Genomic DNA, 20,725 nt, shown 5'->3' with positions numbered 1-20,725 from the left:
ACTTATTTGTGAAAAGAAATGTAACGGTGACATTTCTTTTCACAAAAGATGAAAAACCTCAAACTGTTTTTTACAGAGTGCGGATGATATACTCAAACCATAGATGAGGTGATAAATATGAACAAGAGATCTCGGGAAATCTTATCTACTCTGATTCAGAAAAAAGAATATGGGCAGGCGGCACAAATGAAGGAGCTTGCAGAGCAGTTCGGAGTTTCCGTAAGGACCATCCGGAATGACTTGGAGCAGATTAATGAATTTCTCAGCAAAAATGAATTGTCCGGCGTGAGTCTCGGAAAACAAGGCGTCATTGAGACGGGAAAAGATATAAATATGGCAAGGCAGTATCTTTTCCGGGATAATTTTTATTCCTATAAGCTGGAGAAAAACGAGAGAAAGATATTTATGGCGACATTGCTGATCTGTGAAAATGATTACCGGACCCTTTCGGATCTGGCGGACTGCATGTATGTGAGCCGGTCCACAGTGATTCAGGATTTGGAAAGCCTTAAAAAGTTTTTCAGGAAGCACAGACTTTATGTTGTCTCCCATTCCAATAAAGGATTGATGTTAGAAGGTGAGGAAAAAAACAAGAGATTATTGTTATTCTCCATGGTAAAAAGCAGTGAATCCGTATACCGGGAGGCACCGGTTTTTGAGAGACTGATCGGTTCTCTGAAAGAGGAGTGCCGGGTAGATATGGAAGATCTGAAGACTATGGAAAAGGTTATCAATCTGGCGGAACATTTTTCGGGAAGGTTTCTCACAGACACTTCCTTCACTGACCTTAAATATTTTCTTCTCTTAAGCCTGTACCGCATGCGGCTTAAAATTTATGCAGAGCAGGACGGCAAGAAAAACAGCAAATATGAAATGGCGGGGTATATATTAAAGCAGCTCAGTGACTTTGCTGGCATTGAGGTTGTGGAGGACGAAGTTAAATTTCTCGGCAGAATATTAAATGAGATGCGTTATATCAAAAAGACGACCAGCAACCAGGAAATTGTTAAGATGCAGGTGATCACAAGAACCTTTATTGAGCATGTTTCTATTGACATCGATTTGAATTTGCAGGGAGATTATATCTTCTATGAAAATCTCATTAATCATCTGGAATCCATGTTTTCATCAGCCATACGGGACAACACGGTGAGTTCAGTGGTGACAGAAGTCCTGGAGCGCTATCCGAAGATACAGAAAGCGGTACAAAACAATGTATTTGTCCTGGAAGATTACATAGGGCGGAAGCTGAATGAGGTAGAAATCTCATATATTGTGGTGCATATCTGTGCCGCAATTGAAAGAAACAGAAACTCCGCGGAGCGTTATTCGGTAATTCTGGTATGCAACGGAGGAATCGGAACATCCCAGCTTCTTCTGGCCAGGCTTAAAAAGTATTTCAATTTTCATGTAGCAGATATCATACCGGCTCATGACCTTAAGAATGTGGCTGTTGACGAGGCTGATGTGATTCTCTCTACAGTAGCTCTGGACACCGATTTAGAGTATATCCAGGTGGATCCTCTGCTGAATGACGGAGACTGCATCAATGTAGGGAAAAAACTTTCGAGGCTGAAAGGAAACCGGAGCACCGGTAAAAAACAGACGAAGAAAGAAAAGCCTGAGGCAGTTCATATGAAGCGGATCAAGGAAATCCTTACTTCGGATACGGACCCGGAAAAAATGATATTTAAAATAGAAGAGGTCGTCAATGAGTTCTTTCACAAAGAGGTGAGCCTGCCTCTGGCTGAAATGCTTCCAAAGCAGGCCATAAGGCTGAATGTGAGCTGTAAAACCTGGCAGGAAGCCGTCAGACAATCGGCTCAGTATCTGCTTGAAAATGATTGTATCGAGGAAAGATATATAAGTTCCATGATAAAGAATGTGGAGCAGAACGGCCCTTATATTCTCGTGGCACCGGGGTTCGCACTGCCCCATGAAGCTTTAAATGCCGGTGCAAAAAAGGTGGGTATGAGCCTGATCAGACTGGATGAGCCGGTAGTATTCGGTAAACCGGAGTTTGATCCTGTGGAGTGGGTCTGCTGTTTAAGCGCAATTAACAAAGAAACACATTTAAAGGCTATGTTCCATCTCGTGAATCTGTTTCACAATGAGAAGTTTCGAAATAAAATACGGCCGGCCCAAAGCAGAGATGAAGTCTATAACGCAATCAAACGATATGAATATGAAATGAGGTAATGCAGCATGATTTGGGAAGATTTAAAAGAGGAACTGGTGCTTACGGATCTCGATGCCGAAAGCTCCGGGGAAGTCTTTGAGCGTCTGGGAAAGACACTGATAGAGGAAGGTTACTGCAGGGATTCCTATATTGACGCCTTAAAGACAAGGGAAAAGGATTTTCCTACAGGGGTCAACATGGGAGGAGTAGGAATAGCCATTCCGCATACAGATAAAAGCCATGTGTACAAAGGCGCGGTAGCCATCGGAATCTTAAAAAAACCTGTGAAGTTTTATCAGATGGGGACAACAGATGAAGTGGTCATGGCAAGACTGGTATTTATGCTTGCCGTGGACGATCCGGAAGAACATCTGGTATTTTTACAAAGGATTCTGCAGGTGCTGCAGGATTCAAACACACTGAAACAATTGACGGAGTGTACGAAAAAACAGGACGTCATCCACATTATAAAAGAAAAAGAACAGTCACTTTCCTGAACAGGAAAAATGAAAGGAGATTTATTATGTCAGCAGTCAATATTTTATCCGTTTGCGGGTCTGGAACCGTAACATCATCTATGGTAGCGGCAAAATTGAAGGAAAAATTAGGAGAACGGGGATATTCTGTCTCCACTACGGAAGCCAGACCGACAGAGGCATTAAATCTTGCCCAGTCAGGGAGATTTGATATTCTTGCACATACCAGCCCGCTCCCGGACGGGGATTACGGCATTCCGATGGTTAATGCTTTTGCGTGCATTACAGGTATGGGAGAAGATGAATTTTTTAATCAGATTGTGGAAGCACTGAGGTCTGTCGGAAAATAAAGAGAGAGTAAAACGGAGGAAATACATATGGAAGCAATTCTTGCAACACTGAAAGCAATCATCGACAACTTCGGATCGGCAATCATCGTACCATTTATTATTTTCATTATAGCATTGATTTTTAAAGTCAAAGTACAGAAAGCATTTTTATCAGCGCTTTATGCAGGAGTATCCCTGATGGGATTTACTCTGATTCTCGGAGCGTTTACACCGATCATCACACCGATGGTCAAGAATATGTCCCAGGTCATGGCAGGCGTCACAGGGGTAAATTTAAATACGTTTGACGTGGGATGGCAGGCGACCTCCGTCGTTGCCTTTGCAACCAGCGCGGGAATGATCTATCTGGGTCTGGGGATTCTTTTACAGACGATCCTGTTCCTTGTAAAATGGACGAATATTTTTCAGCCGTCGGATCTCTGGAATAACTATTCCTATATTGTCTGGGGCGCCATGGTTATTTTCAAGACCCACAATTTTATTTTGGGAATCGCATGTATGATTCTTTTGAATCTGTACAGTCTGCTCATATCAGAGCTGGTTGCAAAGAGGTGGTCTAAATACTATAACTATCCCAACTGTACCATTATTGCCATGCACAATGTAGAACCCGCGATTTTTGCAATTTTGTTTGATCCGATCTTAAATAAGCTTGGATTCAACAAATTAAAACTGAATCCAAAATCGATAGAAAAGAAAATCGGATTTCTCGGGGAGCCCATGACTCTTGGATTTTTCCTCGGAATGTTTATCGGGATACTGGGAAGCATCAATAAACTTGGAACCATCGCCGGATGGGGTGATATTTTAGAAGCTGCGATAGCTACCAGTGCGGTCATGGCGATCTTTCCTAAAATAGCAAGTATGTTTGCCCAGGCGTTTGCGCCGATCACGGAGGCCGCAAGAAAATTCATGGGCAAAGCAGGTGACAGGGAATGGTATATTGCCGTCAACGATGCGGTCGGCTATGGAGAACCTGCTACTCTTACAAGCGGACTTCTGCTGATCCCTATTATGATCGTGGTTTCTACGATCCTCCCGGGCAATCAGGTGCTGCCGGTAGTAGATCTTCTGGCTATCCCATATATGGTACAGGGCCTGGTAGCGGTCTATAAAGGAAATATGTCAAAGATTCTTGTAGCCGGAACAATTTGGTTCAGCTTAGGGCTTCTCATGTGTACTTATACAGCTCCGCTGTTTACGCAGGTGGCAATCTCCGCGGGATTTGCGATCCCGGCGGGAGCAGCCATGATTACGAGCTTTAATATTCTTGGAAAACCAATGCTTGGGTTCGTATTCCTTGCATTCCTTTCCGGAAATCCTGTCTTCATCGCGATTGCAGTGATTGTCTACGCAGTCATGTTTGCAGTCTTTAAACTGAAGAACAAGGAGATCGTAGCTTACTTAGACCGTCAGGCGGAAAAAAATGAATCAGCGGAAGAAGCAGGGGTGTAAAGTATGAAGGTAGATGTGAATAAATTTTTAAAGCCGTGCAGCTGCGGCAGAAAACATGAAATCATTGTGGACGATATAATTATAGAAAGCGGGGCAGTCAGCAGACTCCCCGAGATCCTTGCAAGGGACGCATATAAGAAGTTTCAAAATATTGTAATGATCTGTGATGAAAATACTTATGAGGCAGCGGGAAAGACGGTGGAACGCCTTGTGCCGGGTCTGAAAAAGGCAGTCCTTGATCCGGAAAACCTCCATGCCAATGAACATGGCGTGGAGGCGGCACAAAAGTATCTTGACCAGATGGGCGAGCTGGATCTGATGATCGCTGTTGGGTCCGGGACCATCCATGACATCTCAAGGTATCACGCCTACGAGAAAAAAATTCCTTTCTTCTCCGTACCGACGGCGGCCAGTGTGGACGGTTTTGTATCCACAGTAGCAGCTATGACATGGCACGGATTTAAAAAGAGCTTTACTGCCGTATCGCCGATCGTTGTCATTGCGGACACGGATATTTTCAGCAGGGCACCGATGCGGCTGACGGCTTCCGGTGCTGCAGATTTGCTCGGGAAATATACGGCTCTTGCAGACTGGAAGATCACACATATCCTGATGGGAGAATATATTTGTGAAGAAATCTGTGAGATGGAGTATCAGGCACTGGATGCGCTGAAGGCCAGTCTTCCGGGACTGGCAGCCGGCGATGCGAAGGCTTATGAAGAGCTGATGTATGGACTCCTGCTTTCCGGTCTTGCCATGCAGATGACCGGCAACTCAAGACCCGCATCTGGGGCGGAGCATCATATGTCCCATTTGTGGGAAATGGAAGTGCTGAATGATTACATTGACTTTTACCACGGGGAAAAGGTTGGCGTAGGGCTGATCCTGGCTTCAAAAATCTACCACAAAGCGGCAGAGAAAATGCGCGGTGAAGCATTTACAGTGAAAGAATCTATGCCTGTAGAAGAAGAACTGATCAGAGTGAATTTTACTAAGCTTGGAATGTATGAGTCTATCATAGAAGAAAACACACCGAACCTGCTGGAAGAAGTTGACTCACAGAAGCTTTTGGAAAGGAAAGATGAGATCGCGGCGGTGATCGATGAGATCCCTTCAGCCGGAGAGCTTACCGATATGCTCAAAGAAGTGAATGGGGTCAGAACCCTTGAGGATCTTGGCTTTGACGAAAGCTTTCAGGAAAAAACTGCAAGATTGTCTCCTTATGTGAGAGCAAGAATTACCTTCATGAGACTGCTCAAGTTTTATAGTTTTTATGAAGAAGTGATCAACGGTTAGGGGGAAGGAAGATATGCTGGAAGAATTAAAAGAGCAGGTGTATGAGGCAAATATGGAGCTCCCGGCAAAAGGGCTCGTCACATATACTTGGGGAAATGTAAGCGGAATCGACCGCAGAAAGGGAATGTTTGTTATCAAGCCGAGCGGAATCGCCTACGAGGAACTCAGACCTTCCGATATGGTGGTTATGGATCTTGACGGAAATAAGGTGGAAGGGGATTATCATCCTTCCTCCGATACCCCGACCCATCTGGAACTATATAAGGCATTCGGACAGATCGGCGGTATTGTACACACACATTCTGCCTGGGCAACTTCTTGGGCCCAGGCGGGAAGGCCGGTTCCATGTTATGGGACCACTCACGCAGATTATTTTTATGGACAGATTCCATGTGCCAGAGGGCTCAGCGCAGAAGAAATCAGGGAAGAGTATGAGAAAAACACAGGTCTTGTCATTATAGAGACATTTCAGGGAAAAAATCCATCCTATGTCCCCGGAGTGCTTTGTACAAATCATGGGCCGTTTTCATGGGGGAAGGATGCCATGGAGGCCGTCCACAATGCGGTAGTGCTGGAAGAGGTAGCAAAGATGGCTGCCAGGACAGAACAGCTGAGAACAGAAGTGCATGAAGCGCCGAGGATGATTCAGGATAAACATTTTTTCCGGAAACACGGGCCGAACGCCTACTATGGAAATGCCGGAAAGTGAGGATGCGATGCTGGAAAACACTAAGGTCTTTGTTCTGGATATGGACGGCACGATCTACCTGGGGAGGGAACTGTTTCCGTTTACAAAAGATTTCCTCTCCAAAGTCACAGAGACAGGCAGGACGTTTTATTTTTTTACAAATAATTCATCCAAAAGCCAGCAGGCTTACATTGAGAAGCTGGATTTTATGGAGATTAAAATCACGAAAGAACAGATGATGATCTCCAGTCATGTGATGATCCGGTTTCTTATGGAAGAACATCATGGAAAAAGTGTCTATGTAGTGGGTACCCCCTCTTTGCTGGAGGAATTCAGGAAATTTGGAATAACACTTGTACAGGAAGATCCGGATATCGTGGTCCTGGGGTTTGACACGACTCTGACTTATGAAAAGCTTTCAAAAGCCTGCAGCTTTATACGCAGCGGCTGTCTCTATTACGGAATCAATCCGGATCTGAACTGTCCCATGGAGGGAGGAACTTTTATACCGGACTGTGGTTCCATGGCAAAGCTTGTGGAGGCTTCCACCGGAAGGTATCCGGAGTTTTTCGGAAAACCGTCCCGCCATACACTGGATTATATCATACGGGAGACCGGGTGCAGGCCGGAAGAAATAGCAATCGTCGGTGACCGGATTTACACGGACATTGCCGTGGCAGACGGAAGTAATGTGACGTCGATTCTGGTGCTGAGTGGAGAGAGCACTATGGAAGATGTGGAGAAGAGCAGTGTGAAGCCAGATCTGATTGTAAATGATTTAAGTGAGTTGACAATGCATCTGTAGAAGAAATATGTGTATTTAATTTTCATTATGGGGAGTTCCGTTACGGAACTCCCCATATAATGTATTAGTTTATGAATGATTATAAGTCAATTTTGCGAAAATCAATGATCAAATTTTCATAAATCTTGGATTTTACACTATCATGAAAGGTATATTCCGTAATATCTTCATTCATTAAATCGTGAACCATAATCCTGGACTTTTCAGGATCAACGATCCAGTATTCACGCACACCGGCAGAACGGTATTTAAAAAGCTTGATACTGTAATCCATGCGCCTGCTGCTCTGTGAAACAATTTCAATAATCCAATCCGGAGCCCCATGGCATCCCCTGTTATCCAGCTTGTTTTTATCACAGATCACAGATATATCAGGTTCTACATAATTCATGTCATCATTATTGAGAAAGACTGCAAAAGGTGCAGGATAGACTTCACATGAATCGTTTGAACTGTCAATGTAGTTTGCTATATATTGATTTAATTTGCTTATAATTTTTTGATGATTTCTGGTGGGCGGTGCCATATAATAAATGTGTCCGTTAATCAGCTCTGCCCTTGTACCATTGTGCATAGCATAAATATCTTCAGTGGTATAGAGTTTTTCTCTGGCTGATGACATATAAACACATCCTTTCATGGGGATTATAAGCAGCTTAATTAATAAATAAGCAGTTTTTTTATTATAATATGAGAAGGTATTTAGCACAAGTGTACCCACTTCATTTATTGTTATGCTATTCTTTCTGGTAAGAAAGTATTCTGAAAGCAAAGGAGATAAATTTATGGAAGATAAAAAGATGGTCCGTCAACAGATCAGGGAAAAGCTGAAAAAGTTATCCACAGAATACATGCAGGAATCAGATGAAAAGATACAGGAGATTATCTTAGAGTTACCGGAATTTAAGAGAGCCGAAACCGTTTTCTGTTATATATCCGTTGGAAAAGAGGTGTCCACGGAAAAGATTTTAGAAGAGTGCTTCCGACAGGGAAAAACTGTGGGTGTTCCGTTATGTACCGAACCGGGTATCATGGAAGTCAGGGAAATCAAGGGGATGGAACAGCTGGAAAATGGAATTTATGGACTGTTGGAACCGAAAAAAGATACTCTTCTTATCCGGAAAAAAGAAATTCAGCTGGGGATAATTCCATGTGTATCAGCGGACCTCTGTGGAAAACGCCTTGGACATGGGGCCGGATATTATGACCGGTATCTCTCTGATGCAGACTTTTATAAAGTTCTGTTGTGCAGAAGAAAACTTTTGTGGGAAAAAATCCCCACAGATGATTATGATGTATCTATGGATTTGGTGATTACAGATTAGATTGTACAGATATATCGTTTATATTTTTTGAAAATTATTTTCAAACCGTCTCATTGCATGGGGATTAAGTATAGTCTATGATTGAGAAAAGGAGGCGGGAATTATGGCAAATGAAGATAAAAAAGATTTTAATAAAATGCTCTACGAAGACAAAGGGATGCCCAAAATACAAATTGTGACGGATGAGGCGACGATAAAAAGATATGGCGGGGAAAGGATGTATTTTGCTCCTCCAGTCACTTATGATGAGATAATGAAAAAGATTCCCTGTGGAAAAGTGATTACCGTAGGCACGATCAGAGTCTATCTGGCTAAAAAGAATGATGCAGATTTTACAGATCCCATCACGGCAGGAATTTTCGTGTCGATTGCTGCCTGGGCAAGCTGTCAGCGTTCTGAAGATGAAACACCTTATTGGCGGACGCTGAAAGCAAGGGGAGAGTTAAATCCTAAATATCCCGGAGGGATTGAAGCGCAAAAAGAAAGATTAGAAGCCGAGGGACATACGATTGTTCAGAGAGGCAGAAAAAATATAAAATATTATGTGCAGGATTATGAGAACGTGCTTTTTGATTTAGAAGGATGATTGGTTTTAAATACGAATGCCCAAAATAGAACTTGCCCACATTGCCCGCGGTCAATCTGTTATATTCTTCTTGAAGTTATTCATCAGTTTTAGAACAAAGGAGAAGACATGAACATTTGGGAGAACACAGTACTGACAGATCAGGGAAAAGTATTACAGGCAAAGTTATTAAAGGGACAGACATTAAAAATCAAAAGAGCAGCCACAGGGACGAAAAAAGTACCGGTGGTGGATCTCAGACAGCAGACCAGTGTTACGGAAGGGGGATATGACCTTACGCTTCAGCCGGCAAGGACAGAAGGGGATAAGACAGTTATCCCAGTACTGCTTGAGAATAAAGGTCTGAACGAGAGTTATGATCTATGGCAGGTTGGATTTTATGCGGAAGACCCTGATGAGGGAGAGATCTTATTTTGTCTTTCACAGGCTTCTCAGGCAAAGAATATTCCTGCAGAGGCAGAAAGCCCCGGGTTCTCGATTACATGGGATTTTTATTTTAATACATCGGATACGGCACCGTTTGAAGTGGTATTGGATTCTGCAGGATTGGTGAGTATTGAACAGTATCAGATTCATACAGATGAAATAAATAAGGTGAGTGGAAAGATTGATTGTTTAAATTCGGTTTTAGAAACACTAGGAACAAAGATAACAGACGTTCGTAATGTTTTTGGGTATGGCACTTTCCATAACGGTTTTATTCAAATTGGAAAATTAGTTTGTGTGTCATTTGGGGTTGGTCTGGCCGCAAATATTGCCGCTGGAAAAAATTTATGCAGTGGACTACCAAAACCACTATCAGATATTGCAATATTAAATGTATACAATGGTGTAATGTCTAGTTATTCAAGGGCAAAAGTAACTAGTGATGGAGTATTATATGTAGAATCTGCACATAACTCTGGAGATTCACTATTGGTAAATGGAGCATATATTGCAAAATAAACTTAATATTTAACTGAAAATGAGAGACTCTCTACCGATCTTTATATTTTTGATTAGGTTTGGTATTTTATCAATTATTAATCAAGGAGCCATACACATACAGTTATTTCGCAATTGTAATATTTATTATCATAATAATACAGGTGGCCCTGCAGTGTAAAATGCACCGCAGAGCCACCCTTTCATGTATTATTCTATCTTTTGAGCCGATATGCACATTGTCTGTCCGTCCGGTCCATATGGAGCTCCGGCAATATCACCATAAACGTTTATATTGATGAAACCGGCTTCCAGTAAATCATGTTTGATCTCTTTTAGTGTAAATGTATGTTCCCAGACATTATACAGGGAAAAACTATCCTCGGTTACAACCGCATACTGGTTTAAAAAAGTTTGATCCTCCTCATAGCGGTAAAATGAATGAAGAGTTAAACATAGCTTTTCACTCCAAAAACCATTTTCACGAATATCCCAGTCCGTAGTTTCTTTCACGCCTTTATATTTTAAAGGAGTAAAAACATCAAATAAGAAAATACCCTCAGGAAAAAGAGAATCATAAATCTTTGCCAATAGTTTCTTTCTTGTATCGCGGGACAGAACACCAAAATCGCAGTATATGAGGGTTATCAGATTGTACTGAGAACCAAAATGAATCTTCGTGTAGTCTCCTTGAACGTATTTAATTTCTTTTTTAGTTTGGTAAGCCGAATTTTTCGCATAAGCGACAGATCTGTCTGACAAATCTATGCCGGTAACATCGTATCCCAGGTCGTAAAATAATTCAGTATAAATACCAGGGCCGCATCCCAGGTCTAATAATAACGGATACTCCTCTGGGCAAAAGTTTTCTGAAATCCATCCGGCAGATGTTTTCACAAAGCTTATTTCTCTTGTGGCTGAATCTAAATGCTCATTTAAGTGTGCTGCCAGCATACTTTTGGAGATGTGATCGTCATCCCAAATATTGTTGTTGGTCTGTTCAAACAGATCCGGTCGTCTTTCTAAGAGATTCAATAATTTTTTCATAATGTTTTGTCCTTTCATAATCTTGTTTGCATAACAACAAAACCTGTGTTTACAGATTCTAAAAAAATACATGCAGTTCGGATTATTTTTCGATTTCCACGTTTCATTTATACTGCTGTTTACGCAGCATCAAATGCGCCGGACAAAACCATCTCCCTTATAGTAAATATGAATGAATTATAAAGGAAGTGCAGAGGAAAGTAAAGTTTTATTATTCTTTCGATATTCCCTAGGAGAACATTGATACTTCCGCTTAAACGTTAAAGAAAAATTGCTGGGACTGTCAAAACCGCATCTTGTAGAAATTTCAGCTATACTCTTGTTTGTGTTTATAAGCAGCAGGGCGCCTTTGGACAGGCGGTATCGAATCAAGTACTGCATAGGTGAAATACCCAGAGTACGGTGAAAGCAGCGGAGGCATTCCCTCTCTCCGATATTTGCGGCCTGCGCAATATCGCAGAGCTTTAATGGTTCAGCATAACGGGACTGTATCATATGAATCATCTCCTTGATCCTGAAAGAATCCTGATCTGGTTTTGCAGAAGTATCAGAGATCTCAGGCTTATAAAATGTACAGAGAAGAAAGCAAAGTCTGGAAAGACATTCCCGGACGGTAAACTCATATCCTTCCCGGTTATTTGCCAAAGCGTCAAAGGCCATCATGAAACATTGTCTGATACTGACACCGGACGTATCTTCCGCAGAAAATAACACACAGTCCAAAGTACAGGAACTGATCAGAGGATACATATATTTTTTATAGAAGACCGAGCTGTCAGAACCGGAGATTAAATCGGTATGGAAGACCAGAGAATGAAGTCTGCATTCATTCGAGGTCTCTGCCTCGTGGAGGATGTTTGAATTGATCACGAGGCAGTCTCCGGCATTCATCCGAAAACGTTTTCCCGGGACCCGGACATCTAAAGTGCCTGATGGAAGGAAAATCACTTCGAGTTCCTCATGCCAGTGCCAGGGAATCCTGTTTATGGCATGAGAAGAATAGACAGAATCATAACCTGCACACGGAAATTCTATTGTACCGTGGGGACACACTTCCCTCCTGTCCTGGTCTGTAGAAACCGTACATTCCTGTAAACTCATAAGAAATCCTCCATTTTGTCGCTTTTCTTATATTATAAGTCTGAATATTGATTGTTTCAATTAGAAAAAGACGGTATTTATATAGATAGTACAAAGACCAGCGAATGGCATTAACAGGAGGTATGATTTTTATGATAGATTTACATATGCATTCTTATTACAGCGACGACGGGGAATATCAGCCGGAGGAACTGGTGAAAAAGTGTAAGGAAAAAGGAATTCAGTATATGGCTGTTACCGACCACAACAGCGTCCGGGCAGTCGGTGAGGGGAGAGAAGCAGCGCAAAAAGAAGGGATTCATTTTATTTCAGGAGTAGAGGTTGACTGTACCTTCAAAGACAGAAACTTTCATGTATTAGGCTATGGAATTGATGAGCAGAATCCGGTATTTCAGAAGATAGAAGACAATATATCAGTGCAGAGTGAAGAAGCTTCCGTAAAAATGCTGGAGGCAACAAGAAAACTGGGATTTGACGTGTCTGAGAGTGATATGGAAAAACTGACCGAAACGATGTTTTGGAAAAACCGGTGGACTGGTGAAATGTTTGCGGAAGTGCTGCTTAACAAGCCGGAATACAGGGATCACGATCTGCTCCTTCCATATCGTCCGGGTGGGGAGAGGAGCAGCAACCCATATGTGAATTTTTACTGGGATTATTATTCTCAGGGAAAACCCTGCCATGTGGATATAACGTTTCCTGCCATGAAAGAAGTGATCAGCCAGATTCATGAGAGCGGCGGGAAAGCTGTTCTTGCACATCCGGGACAGAATTTGAGAGATCATATGGAACTGTGGGAAGAAATCGCAGTTTCAGGAATTGACGGTGTGGAGGCTTTCAGCAGCTATCATACGCCTGAACAGGCATTGTTTTTCAGTCATGAAGCAGGAGAGAAACAGCTGTTTATCACCTGCGGAAGTGATTTTCACGGAAAGACAAAGCCGTCCATCAGTATCAGACAGCATGGGTACAGCGGCTCCTGGGAAGAGCTGTTAAAACAGCTGGAAGGGATTTTGTAATCTTGGTATAAACTTATAAAACAAAAACTCTGCCGGAATTTTTTCCTGAGGCAGAGTTTTTGTTTTTTTATTTTACTGAGAGTTCATTGGCCAGTTTTACGATGGTTCCAATCGGATCGGAAAGCTCACTCTGGTTCATTGCATTTATATAACTTGCCCTGTTCTCATAAACCTCATGGACGGCGTTCAAGAGTGATTTGGACGTCACTTCTTCTTCGTTCAAGACATAACTGTAACCCTGCCGCTGGAAAGACTGGGCATTTAAGATCTGATCGCCCCGGCTGGCATTTAAACCGAGAGGAATGAGAATATTTGGTTTCCTCAATGCGAGAAGTTCACAGATGGCGTTGGCACCTGCCCGGGAAATGATCACATCCGCACAGGCAAAAAGATGTTTCAGTTCTTTTTTTACATACTCAAACTGGCAGTAGCCGCTCTTTCCCGCAAGCATTGTCTCCAGGTTGTTTTTTCCGCAGATGTGAATGATCTGAAAGTCTTCCAAAAGCTCGTCAATATTCTCCCTGACCGCATTGTTGATTGCCACGGAACCAAGGCTTCCGCCGATGATCAGCAGTACCGGCCTGGAAGATGTAAAGTCACAGAGCTTCAGTCCTTTTTCCCTGGAACCGGTAAAGAGTTCCTCACGGATCGGAGACCCGGTCAGGACAGCTTTGCCCTCGGGGAGGTGTTTTACTGTCTCAGGAAAATTACAGCATACTCTGCTGGCGCTTGGAATACTTAATTTGTTTGCAAGGCCCGGCGTCATGTCGGATTCATGGATGATGACCGGGATGCCAAGATGCTTGGCAGCGATGACCACGGGTACGGTGACGAAGCCGCCCTTGGAGAACACAACATCGGGTCTCAACTTTTTAAGTGTTTTTTTTGCATCGAAATATCCCTTCATGACCCGGAAAGGATCGGTAAAATTTTTTACGTCAAAGTATCTTCTCAGCTTTCCGGAAGAAATTCCGTAATAGGGAAGATCAATATCTTCGATTAATTTCTTTTCCATGCCGTCCTTGGACCCGATATAGCTGATCTTATATCCCTCTTTTTCAAGAGCAGGCACCAATGCCATATTCGGAGTGACATGGCCGGCTGTACCCCCTCCGGTCAATACGATTCTTTTCATAATACCTCCAAAATCAAAACAAATGTCATCGGGTCTCTTTATATTCCTTTAAAGCTTTGGAGAGCTGGTCAGGACATGAGGTTCCGCGGAATCCGCACTGAATGCCTGAGAGGCGTTCGATCACCTCATCTACCTGCATTCCTTTGACCAGGGATGCCACACCGGTAGTATTCCCCTGGCAGCCTCCCCGAAACTCTACATTTTTTACCACATTGTCTTCTATTTCAAATTCGATCGCATTGCTGCAGACGCCTTTTGTCTTGTATATCACTATAATTACCTCCTGTTATATTTCTTTTATGGCATATTATATCATAAAAGTTCCAAAAGCTGTGGTATAATTTTTGTCAGGCTAAATTTATTGTTTGAAAGGAGAAGAGATTATGAAGATAGGAATCATAGGAGCAATGGAGGAAGAAGTGGAATCTTTGATCTCATCTATGGAGAATGCACAAAAAACTTCAAAAGCTTCCATGGATTTTTACGAAGGCAGGCTCTGGGGAAATGACGCAGTCGTGGTTATGAGCGGAATCGGAAAAGTGAATATGGCCGTCTGCACACAGATCCTGATCGACTGCTTCAGTGTTGATAAGCTGATCAATACCGGAGTCGCAGGAGGGCTTTATAAAGAGATAGAGATTGGGGATATCGTAATCTCCAGCGACGCGGTGCAGCATGATATGGACGCCGTGGGATTTGGATATAAGCCGGGAGAGATCCCGCGAATGGAGTGTTCCGTATTCAGGGCAGATGAAGAACTTATAAGAGAGGCAGAAGAGGCGTGCAGGAAGGTCAACCCCGATATCCGTTGTTTTACAGGCCGGGTTTTAAGCGGCGACCAGTTTATTTCAAGCGATGAAAAGAAACACCGGCTCATAGAGAACTTCGGCGGATACTGCGCGGAAATGGAAGGAGCAGCCATGGCGCAGACAGCATATTTAAACAAAGTACCGTTCGTAGTGCTCAGGGCGATTTCCGATAAATGCGACGATACGGCAACAGTAAGTTACAGCGAATTTGAGGAAGCTGCAATAAAGCATATAATTAGACTGATTCACGGTATTTTAGACAAAGAAGCGTCAAACTTTGTAAGGCAATAATCCGTGTATTCCCCTCTTTGTGATTTTATAATATAAGAATCATAAAGGAAGAAGGAGAAATATCATGGATGTATTAAAAAACGCATTTTTTTTACCGGGACTGATTGCAGTTATGGCCGCAGGTGTCCTGTCAAAACTTATTGTCTGGAGGAATTACCGCAGGCTTTTAAGAGATTCTTATGAGATGGACGGAAATAAGAAACAGTGGATGGGAGTGCTGAAAAAAAAGTTCGAAAGTTACTATCAGCTGGAGGCCAACCTGAACAACATTCCCTGTGTTGTGGACAAGTATATGAAAAATCACAAAATAGCAGGAGTGTCTTCCGAGATCATGGAACAGATCACCGGATTGTGTGCCGTTTTGAGTTTTTTCCTGGGTTGTCTTGGAACAGTACGGGGATACATAGAAGGAGCCGATTTAAGTGTTGTGGCAGAGAGTCTGTTTTTAAGCCTGTCGGCCGGACTGTTTCTTGTGTTTGTGGACAGGCTGGTCACCTTTGACGGAAAAAAACAGCTGGTCAGAGCCAATCTGATCCATTTTCTTGAAAATATTCTTCCAAACCGCTATCTCAAATCTGTGAAAAAACAGGAAAAAGAAGAACAGGCAAAGCAGAAGGAGAAGCAGAAAGAAAAGGAGCAGGTAAAGGAAGAAAAGAAAGAAGCAAAAAAAATAGAAAGACACTGGCAGGAAGCGGCCGCATCCAGAGAATTTGAACTGACCGATGAAGAAATGCAGGCGGTGAAAGATTTTATAAATGGATTATAAATCTAATGTATACATAATAGAATAATAAAAAAGCAGGAAATCAAACCATGAGGAAAGTTTTATTATTATTCTGCATCATTTGCATGCTTGGTCTTGCCGGCTGCCAAAAGGAAGAGGCGCAGGTGGAGACTACGAAAGTGATCAGCCAGGGAAGCAATACAAAAGAAGGATGGTGGCTGAAACGAAATAAAGAACATCAGCAGCCGGAATTTTCACAGAATGTGGATCTGTCCAAATATGACGCATACTCTGTGGATACGAAGGCGAAAAATAAGAAAGTGATGTATCTGACCTTTGACTGCGGATATGAGAATGGTTTTACGCCCAAAATTTTGGATGTATTAAAGAAAGAGAAAGTTCCGGCGGCATTTTTTGTGACGAAGCCTTTTATCCGGGAAGATCCGGATTTAGTAAAGAGAATGAAGAAAGAGGGGCATGTGGTGGGAAATCATACGGTCCATCACAAGAGCATGCCAACGGTTTCAGACAGGGACAATAAGCAGGAACTCATCGACTGTGCGGAATACTGCAAAAAAACAACCGGTTATGATATGGATATGTTTATGCGCCCGCCTATGGGGGAATACAGCGAACATACATTAGCGCTGACAAAGAAGCTCGGATATAAGACAATTTTCTGGAGTATGGCATATGTGGATTTTAATGTGAACAGCCAGCCGGGCAAGGACTATGTAGTTCAGCATTTTGAAGAAAATTACCATAATGGAGCCATTCCGCTGATGCACAATGTATCCCAGTCTAACGCCGAAGCGCTGGAGACCGTTATCAGGAATATGAAGGCAAAAGGATTTGAATTCCGGTCGCTGAAAAAGCTCCCGGACTATTGAACAGAAGGGCGTTATTTGTTAAAATATAGATAACGCATTTAACCAAGAGAGACAACAGTAAAGGAGAAAGACATGGGAAAAATTAAGTTTGATTACAGCAACGCAAAAGATTTTATCAGAGACCATGAGATCGACATGATCGAGAAGCAGGTTGCGGATGCGAAAGAGTATTTGCTGTCAAGAAAAGGCCCGGGAAATGACTTCTTAGGATGGATCGACCTTCCTGTGGATTATGATAAAGAAGAGTTTGCGAGAATCAAAAAAGCTGCAGAAAAGATTAAGAGTGATTCCGATGTATTGGTTGTCATTGGTATTGGAGGGTCCTACCTAGGTTCCAGAGCCGTGATCGAAGGGCTGTCCAACAACTTTAACAATAAGCTGGACAAAGAAGTGAGAAAAGCTCCGGAAGTATACTTTGCCGGACATAATATCAGCGGTACATATGTTAAACAGCTGATCGATGTGATCGGAGACAGAGATTTCTCTGTCAATGTCATCTCTAAATCAGGTACGACGACAGAACCCGGCATTGCATTCCGTATCTTCAAAAAGCTTCTTAAAGACAAATACGGAAAAGAAGAAGCAAACAAGCGCATCTACGCTACCACAGACAAGGCAAGGGGAGCATTGAAGACACTTGCCACAGACGAGGGATACGAGACTTTCGTTGTGCCGGATGATGTAGGGGGACGCTTTACAGTCCTGACAGCCGTAGGACTCCTTCCGATCGCAGCTGCGGGAATTGACATTGATGAGTTTGTAAAGGGATTCCAGGACGGAAGAGAGATGTTCTTAAACGCACCGTTTAATGAAAATCCGGCGATGCTCTATGCTGCCATCCGAAACATTCTCATGCGCAGAGGAAAGGGCATGGAGATCCTCGCAAACTACGAGCCGAACCTTCACTTTATCTCTGAGTGGTGGAAACAGTTATACGGAGAAAGCGAAGGAAAAGACGGAAAAGGCATCTTCCCTGCATCTGTTGACTTCTCCACAGACCTGCATTCTTTAGGCCAGTTCATTCAGGACGGATCTTCCAATCACTTTGAGACCGTGCTGAACGTGGAAGAACCGGAATTAGACATTGTGCTCGAAGCAGAAGAAAACGATCTGGACGGATTAAATTATCTGGCAGGCAAGACCATGAACTTCGTAAACCAAAACGCTATGAAGGGAACCATCTTAGCTCATGTGGACGGAGGCGTTCCGAACTTAAGATTTGATATTCCTAAGATGGATGCATACCATCTTGCGCAGCTGTTCTACACATTTGAGTCTGCGTGCGGTATGAGCGGTTACTTAAACTGCGTAAATCCATTTGACCAGCCTGGAGTGGAAGCATATAAGAAAAATATGTTTGCCCTGCTTGGAAAACCTGGATTTGAAGACAGAAGAGAAGACTTATTAAAGAGATTATAGGAGAACAAATGAAAAAGATTGCACAGTTCCATAAAGTAAGTTTTGGACAGTTTTTAGAAAGCTGGCAGGATACCTTTGAAGGTACCTCCGAGGATGAAGTGAGACAGATTTTTGACAGTATTGAGCTTCCAAAGAGGGCTACCAGAGGTTCCGCCGGATACGACTTTTACAGTCCGGTTGACTTTGAACTCAAACCGGGTGAGACGATCAAGATTCCGACAGGCATTCGTGTGTATATGGAAGAAAGCTGGGTACTGAATCTGTTTCCGCGCAGCGGCCTTGGGTTTAAGTTCCGCCTTCAGATGAACAATACGGTGGGGATTATCGACAGTGATTACTTTTATTCAGACAACGAGGGACATATTTTTGTCAAGCTCACCAATGATTCCAATGAAGGAAAAATTGTGAGAGTAGAAGCAGGAACTGGGATCGTACAGGGTATTTTTATGGAATATGGTGTGACCATAGACGATGATGCAAAAGAAGTCCGCAACGGCGGATTCGGCAGCACAACCAAATAACAGAAAAAAGACCTTGCCTTTAAAGGGCAGGGTCTTTTTTTGACAGAAAGTATATGCCTGAATATGTAAATATCACGTTTTTGAGAGTTAGTGGCCAATGATATGATATTCAGGAGAAAAGTTATATAACTTCCATAATACCTTCTAGTATAGAAACATCTGTAATGAAAAAAAGGTGAATGGCTTCAGGAATCTTCCTGATGTTCCATCTGTTCCAGTTCTGCAGGGGTATGGCCGGAAGCTATGAACAGGCGGGTGTCCGCATAAAGATCCATCATCCTCCCCGCAAAGTTGTCTGCCTGTTCCTGATCTGCAAAGGCTACATCGCCTTTTTGAAGCATCTCAAAGATCTGTTCCGGATCAGCTCCAACCTTCATAATATAAGAGATCCGATTTGTGAGATCCACAGCTTCTGTCACTTGAAATCCCAGCTCATCAACCAGATAAGAAGTAAATTTCAGAGATGCCTGACCATTATCAAAGGTTCCCTGAAAAATTTCTTCACGGGATGGATGATAATAGGCATAGTCCTTCCGGATCGAAGAAATATCCTCAAGGAGGCTGGGATCTTCAAGAAGCATAGAGTCTACAAACATTTTATTATGATATCCGAAACTGAAGGCATGAGGGCTTGGCAGAAAATAAAGGTTGATCAGGTCCCTGGGCGTGATCTGTACCTGCTCATACTCGTTGTACAGTTCTGCAATATGCTCAAGCGGCGCGGCTCCGAAAATACGGACACAGTAATAACAGTACTGAATCTGTTTCCATGTCAGTTCCCTGCGTTTCCTGAAATTCTCAGTATTCATGGCGGAGTAGGATGCAGATACATCCGGCGGAATATAAATTTCGTCATCCTCATCAACGGCACAGTAGCCTCCGTCCAGAAAGGCATCAAAGATATCTTCGTCATCAATGGGGAAGTATCCATCCAGCGCAGCTTCAAATGCCCGGATCTCAAGATCCGTAAGGGTCAGAAAAAAGCTGCCCATAGCGTCAGGTTTTATGATATATTCAGAAAGATATGAGGCCAGATCAGGCTTTTCCATCTGTGAACAGTGGTCCAGCTGATGGATATGGGCAATCTCCAGAAGATCATCTTTTGTATACTGAAGATAAACATCCCTGAGGGAATCGGAAGAAAAAGAGGGCGGGACGTCTTCTGTTTTTTTTCTGAGGGTTTCTGAAGGCTCCTTTGTTCCGTCCTCCAAGAAGCAGAGGTTTTCCTTCATAGAGAGATTGAGATCTTCCAAACGGGTATCTGCACGGAAATCGCCTTTATATTTTATGATTTCCGGAAAACGGTTTTGGTAAGCGGGGATTAATTTTTCTGTCTCTATCCGAAACTCTGTCTTTCCCTTTAAAATATATGTGTAATCAATAAATTGTTTATCCTTCATGTAAGAATCGATCAGCAGAGAATTATCAAAGATTCTTTGATGGTGCACAGGGATTTCAAAACGAAACAGACACCGCCCGGATTTTTGGAATGCGGCCTGTATAATTTCGTGGAGACCGGAAAATGATATACAGTCAGGAATGAATATACGTCTCCACATCGGTGGCCTGCTGTTTTTTATGATGACTTTTATCTGATATCCGCCCATAATCAACCTCCTGTCTGTAATGCTTGTGCCGAAGTTTTATTACATTCATTTTATCACATAAACAGGGCAGAAAAAAGA

At 42.8% G+C, this 20,725-nt stretch carries 22 protein-coding genes; 16 read left to right on the top strand and 6 right to left on the bottom strand.

The features are described 5' to 3' along the window. Positions 1 to 117 precede the first annotated feature (117 nt). Genes ANCC_RS17380 through ANCC_RS17350 form a run of 7 tightly spaced genes read left to right on the top strand, consistent with a single transcriptional unit; the run spans position 118 to position 7,249 of the window. Positions 118 to 2,199: a BglG family transcription antiterminator gene (locus tag ANCC_RS17380; protein ID WP_006568139.1), complete on the top strand. Its 2,082-nt coding sequence runs from the start codon at positions 118 to 120 to the stop codon at positions 2,197 to 2,199. Positions 2,200 to 2,205: 6 nt separating this feature from the next. After that, on the top strand, positions 2,206 to 2,676 hold the full coding sequence (locus ANCC_RS17375; RefSeq protein WP_006568140.1) for a PTS sugar transporter subunit IIA: 471 nt from the start codon (positions 2,206 to 2,208) through the stop codon (positions 2,674 to 2,676). Positions 2,677 to 2,702: 26 nt separating this feature from the next. Continuing rightward, positions 2,703 to 3,005 carry a PTS sugar transporter subunit IIB gene (locus ANCC_RS17370; RefSeq protein ID WP_039946908.1) on the top strand — a complete coding sequence of 101 codons (303 nt, stop codon included), beginning with the start codon at positions 2,703 to 2,705 and terminating at the stop codon, positions 3,003 to 3,005. Positions 3,006 to 3,032: 27 nt separating this feature from the next. After that, positions 3,033 to 4,460, top strand: coding sequence for a PTS galactitol transporter subunit IIC (locus ANCC_RS17365; RefSeq protein ID WP_006568142.1), 1,428 nt, complete (start codon positions 3,033 to 3,035; stop codon positions 4,458 to 4,460). A gap of 3 nt (positions 4,461 to 4,463) precedes the next feature. Continuing rightward, the gene (locus ANCC_RS17360; protein ID WP_006568143.1) at positions 4,464 to 5,756 is read left to right on the top strand and encodes a sn-glycerol-1-phosphate dehydrogenase; all 1,293 of its coding nucleotides are present in this window, start codon (positions 4,464 to 4,466) and stop codon (positions 5,754 to 5,756) included. 13 nt (positions 5,757 to 5,769) lie between these two features. Next, positions 5,770 to 6,465, top strand: coding sequence for an L-ribulose-5-phosphate 4-epimerase (locus tag ANCC_RS17355; protein WP_006568144.1), 696 nt, complete (start codon positions 5,770 to 5,772; stop codon positions 6,463 to 6,465). Next, positions 6,446 to 7,249 (top strand): HAD-IIA family hydrolase, encoded by an 804-nt coding sequence (locus tag ANCC_RS17350; RefSeq protein WP_006568145.1) that lies wholly within the window; start codon positions 6,446 to 6,448, stop codon positions 7,247 to 7,249. Before ANCC_RS17355 ends, ANCC_RS17350 begins: the two co-directional genes overlap by 20 nt. 79 nt (positions 7,250 to 7,328) lie before the next feature. Here ANCC_RS17350 and ANCC_RS17345 read toward each other — a convergent pair whose 3' ends face one another. Further along, positions 7,329 to 7,871: a Uma2 family endonuclease gene (locus tag ANCC_RS17345; RefSeq protein ID WP_039946911.1), complete on the bottom strand. Its 543-nt coding sequence runs from the start codon at positions 7,869 to 7,871 to the stop codon at positions 7,329 to 7,331. Between the two features lie 163 nt (positions 7,872 to 8,034). Here ANCC_RS17345 and ANCC_RS17340 point away from each other — a divergent pair, with 163 nt between their 5' ends. The 3 genes from ANCC_RS17340 (at position 8,035) to ANCC_RS17755 (ending at position 10,105) form a co-directional block, all read left to right on the top strand. Further along, positions 8,035 to 8,574, top strand: a complete 540-nt coding sequence (locus ANCC_RS17340; protein ID WP_039946913.1) for a 5-formyltetrahydrofolate cyclo-ligase — start codon at positions 8,035 to 8,037, stop codon at positions 8,572 to 8,574. Between the two features lie 103 nt (positions 8,575 to 8,677). Next, complete coding sequence (locus ANCC_RS17335) at positions 8,678 to 9,160, top strand: MGMT family protein (RefSeq protein WP_006568148.1); 483 nt, start codon at positions 8,678 to 8,680, stop codon at positions 9,158 to 9,160. 108 nt (positions 9,161 to 9,268) lie between these two features. Further along, positions 9,269 to 10,105 carry a hypothetical protein gene (locus tag ANCC_RS17755; protein WP_006568149.1) on the top strand — a complete coding sequence of 279 codons (837 nt, stop codon included), beginning with the start codon at positions 9,269 to 9,271 and terminating at the stop codon, positions 10,103 to 10,105. Positions 10,106 to 10,294: 189 nt separating this feature from the next. On the opposite strand, the gene ANCC_RS17325 is transcribed toward ANCC_RS17755, so the two are convergent. Both ANCC_RS17325 and ANCC_RS17320 read right to left on the bottom strand, forming a co-directional pair. Next, complete coding sequence (locus ANCC_RS17325; protein WP_039946915.1) at positions 10,295 to 11,131, bottom strand: class I SAM-dependent methyltransferase; 837 nt, start codon at positions 11,129 to 11,131, stop codon at positions 10,295 to 10,297. Between the two features lie 177 nt (positions 11,132 to 11,308). After that, on the bottom strand, positions 11,309 to 12,232 hold the full coding sequence (locus ANCC_RS17320; RefSeq protein ID WP_006568152.1) for a helix-turn-helix transcriptional regulator: 924 nt from the start codon (positions 12,230 to 12,232) through the stop codon (positions 11,309 to 11,311). A gap of 131 nt (positions 12,233 to 12,363) precedes the next feature. Between ANCC_RS17320 and ANCC_RS17315 the strand changes: the two genes are divergently transcribed. Further along, positions 12,364 to 13,251 carry a PHP domain-containing protein gene (locus tag ANCC_RS17315; RefSeq protein WP_330367896.1) on the top strand — a complete coding sequence of 296 codons (888 nt, stop codon included), beginning with the start codon at positions 12,364 to 12,366 and terminating at the stop codon, positions 13,249 to 13,251. A gap of 67 nt (positions 13,252 to 13,318) precedes the next feature. On the opposite strand, the gene ANCC_RS17310 is transcribed toward ANCC_RS17315, so the two are convergent. Further along, on the bottom strand, positions 13,319 to 14,386 hold the full coding sequence (locus tag ANCC_RS17310; protein WP_006568154.1) for an undecaprenyldiphospho-muramoylpentapeptide beta-N-acetylglucosaminyltransferase: 1,068 nt from the start codon (positions 14,384 to 14,386) through the stop codon (positions 13,319 to 13,321). A gap of 25 nt (positions 14,387 to 14,411) precedes the next feature. After that, a complete protein-coding gene (locus tag ANCC_RS17305) occupies positions 14,412 to 14,657 on the bottom strand; it encodes a TIGR03905 family TSCPD domain-containing protein (RefSeq protein WP_006568155.1) in 246 nt (81 codons plus the stop codon). A gap of 112 nt (positions 14,658 to 14,769) precedes the next feature. On the opposite strand from ANCC_RS17305, the gene ANCC_RS17300 reads away from it, so the two are divergent. The 5 genes from ANCC_RS17300 to ANCC_RS17280 all read left to right on the top strand — a co-directional run bounded on the left by ANCC_RS17300 (position 14,770) and on the right by ANCC_RS17280 (position 19,040). Beyond that, a complete protein-coding gene (locus tag ANCC_RS17300; RefSeq protein ID WP_006568156.1) occupies positions 14,770 to 15,486 on the top strand; it encodes a 5'-methylthioadenosine/adenosylhomocysteine nucleosidase in 717 nt (238 codons plus the stop codon). Positions 15,487 to 15,550: 64 nt separating this feature from the next. Continuing rightward, positions 15,551 to 16,252, top strand: coding sequence for a hypothetical protein (locus ANCC_RS17295; protein WP_006568157.1), 702 nt, complete (start codon positions 15,551 to 15,553; stop codon positions 16,250 to 16,252). 47 nt (positions 16,253 to 16,299) lie between these two features. After that, on the top strand, positions 16,300 to 17,100 hold the full coding sequence (locus tag ANCC_RS17290) for a delta-lactam-biosynthetic de-N-acetylase (RefSeq protein WP_039946919.1): 801 nt from the start codon (positions 16,300 to 16,302) through the stop codon (positions 17,098 to 17,100). A gap of 72 nt (positions 17,101 to 17,172) precedes the next feature. Further along, the gene (locus ANCC_RS17285) at positions 17,173 to 18,519 is read left to right on the top strand and encodes a glucose-6-phosphate isomerase (protein ID WP_006568159.1); all 1,347 of its coding nucleotides are present in this window, start codon (positions 17,173 to 17,175) and stop codon (positions 18,517 to 18,519) included. An 8-nt stretch (positions 18,520 to 18,527) separates the two neighbouring features. Further along, on the top strand, positions 18,528 to 19,040 hold the full coding sequence (locus ANCC_RS17280) for a dCTP deaminase/dUTPase family protein (protein ID WP_006568160.1): 513 nt from the start codon (positions 18,528 to 18,530) through the stop codon (positions 19,038 to 19,040). Positions 19,041 to 19,225: 185 nt separating this feature from the next. Here ANCC_RS17280 and ANCC_RS17275 read toward each other — a convergent pair whose 3' ends face one another. Then, positions 19,226 to 20,647 (bottom strand): IS1096 element passenger TnpR family protein, encoded by a 1,422-nt coding sequence (locus ANCC_RS17275; protein WP_006568161.1) that lies wholly within the window; start codon positions 20,645 to 20,647, stop codon positions 19,226 to 19,228. Between the last annotated feature and the right edge of the window lie 78 nt (positions 20,648 to 20,725).

This window comes from Anaerostipes caccae L1-92 (assembly GCF_014467075.1).
In the GTDB taxonomy this organism is placed as follows: domain Bacteria; phylum Bacillota; class Clostridia; order Lachnospirales; family Lachnospiraceae; genus Anaerostipes; species Anaerostipes caccae.
The sequence above is the reverse complement of the archived record's forward strand: the minus strand, read 5'-3'. Positions and strand labels throughout refer to the sequence as shown.

Coding starts and splice junctions, on each gene's coding strand:
- ANCC_RS17380 (WP_006568139.1), top strand. CDS start 118: ATGAACAAGAGATCTCGGGAAATCTTATCTACTCTGATTCAGAAAAAA.
- ANCC_RS17375 (WP_006568140.1), top strand. CDS start 2,206: ATGATTTGGGAAGATTTAAAAGAGGAACTGGTGCTTACGGATCTCGAT.
- ANCC_RS17370 (WP_039946908.1), top strand. CDS start 2,703: ATGTCAGCAGTCAATATTTTATCCGTTTGCGGGTCTGGAACCGTAACA.
- ANCC_RS17365 (WP_006568142.1), top strand. CDS start 3,033: ATGGAAGCAATTCTTGCAACACTGAAAGCAATCATCGACAACTTCGGA.
- ANCC_RS17360 (WP_006568143.1), top strand. CDS start 4,464: ATGAAGGTAGATGTGAATAAATTTTTAAAGCCGTGCAGCTGCGGCAGA.
- ANCC_RS17355 (WP_006568144.1), top strand. CDS start 5,770: ATGCTGGAAGAATTAAAAGAGCAGGTGTATGAGGCAAATATGGAGCTC.
- ANCC_RS17350 (WP_006568145.1), top strand. CDS start 6,446: ATGGAAATGCCGGAAAGTGAGGATGCGATGCTGGAAAACACTAAGGTC.
- ANCC_RS17345 (WP_039946911.1), bottom strand. CDS start 7,871: ATGTCATCAGCCAGAGAAAAACTCTATACCACTGAAGATATTTATGCT.
- ANCC_RS17340 (WP_039946913.1), top strand. CDS start 8,035: ATGGAAGATAAAAAGATGGTCCGTCAACAGATCAGGGAAAAGCTGAAA.
- ANCC_RS17335 (WP_006568148.1), top strand. CDS start 8,678: ATGGCAAATGAAGATAAAAAAGATTTTAATAAAATGCTCTACGAAGAC.
- ANCC_RS17755 (WP_006568149.1), top strand. CDS start 9,269: ATGAACATTTGGGAGAACACAGTACTGACAGATCAGGGAAAAGTATTA.
- ANCC_RS17325 (WP_039946915.1), bottom strand. CDS start 11,131: ATGAAAAAATTATTGAATCTCTTAGAAAGACGACCGGATCTGTTTGAA.
- ANCC_RS17320 (WP_006568152.1), bottom strand. CDS start 12,232: ATGAGTTTACAGGAATGTACGGTTTCTACAGACCAGGACAGGAGGGAA.
- ANCC_RS17315 (WP_330367896.1), top strand. CDS start 12,364: ATGATAGATTTACATATGCATTCTTATTACAGCGACGACGGGGAATAT.
- ANCC_RS17310 (WP_006568154.1), bottom strand. CDS start 14,386: ATGAAAAGAATCGTATTGACCGGAGGGGGTACAGCCGGCCATGTCACT.
- ANCC_RS17300 (WP_006568156.1), top strand. CDS start 14,770: ATGAAGATAGGAATCATAGGAGCAATGGAGGAAGAAGTGGAATCTTTG.
- ANCC_RS17295 (WP_006568157.1), top strand. CDS start 15,551: ATGGATGTATTAAAAAACGCATTTTTTTTACCGGGACTGATTGCAGTT.
- ANCC_RS17290 (WP_039946919.1), top strand. CDS start 16,300: ATGAGGAAAGTTTTATTATTATTCTGCATCATTTGCATGCTTGGTCTT.
- ANCC_RS17285 (WP_006568159.1), top strand. CDS start 17,173: ATGGGAAAAATTAAGTTTGATTACAGCAACGCAAAAGATTTTATCAGA.
- ANCC_RS17280 (WP_006568160.1), top strand. CDS start 18,528: ATGAAAAAGATTGCACAGTTCCATAAAGTAAGTTTTGGACAGTTTTTA.
- ANCC_RS17275 (WP_006568161.1), bottom strand. CDS start 20,647: ATGGGCGGATATCAGATAAAAGTCATCATAAAAAACAGCAGGCCACCG.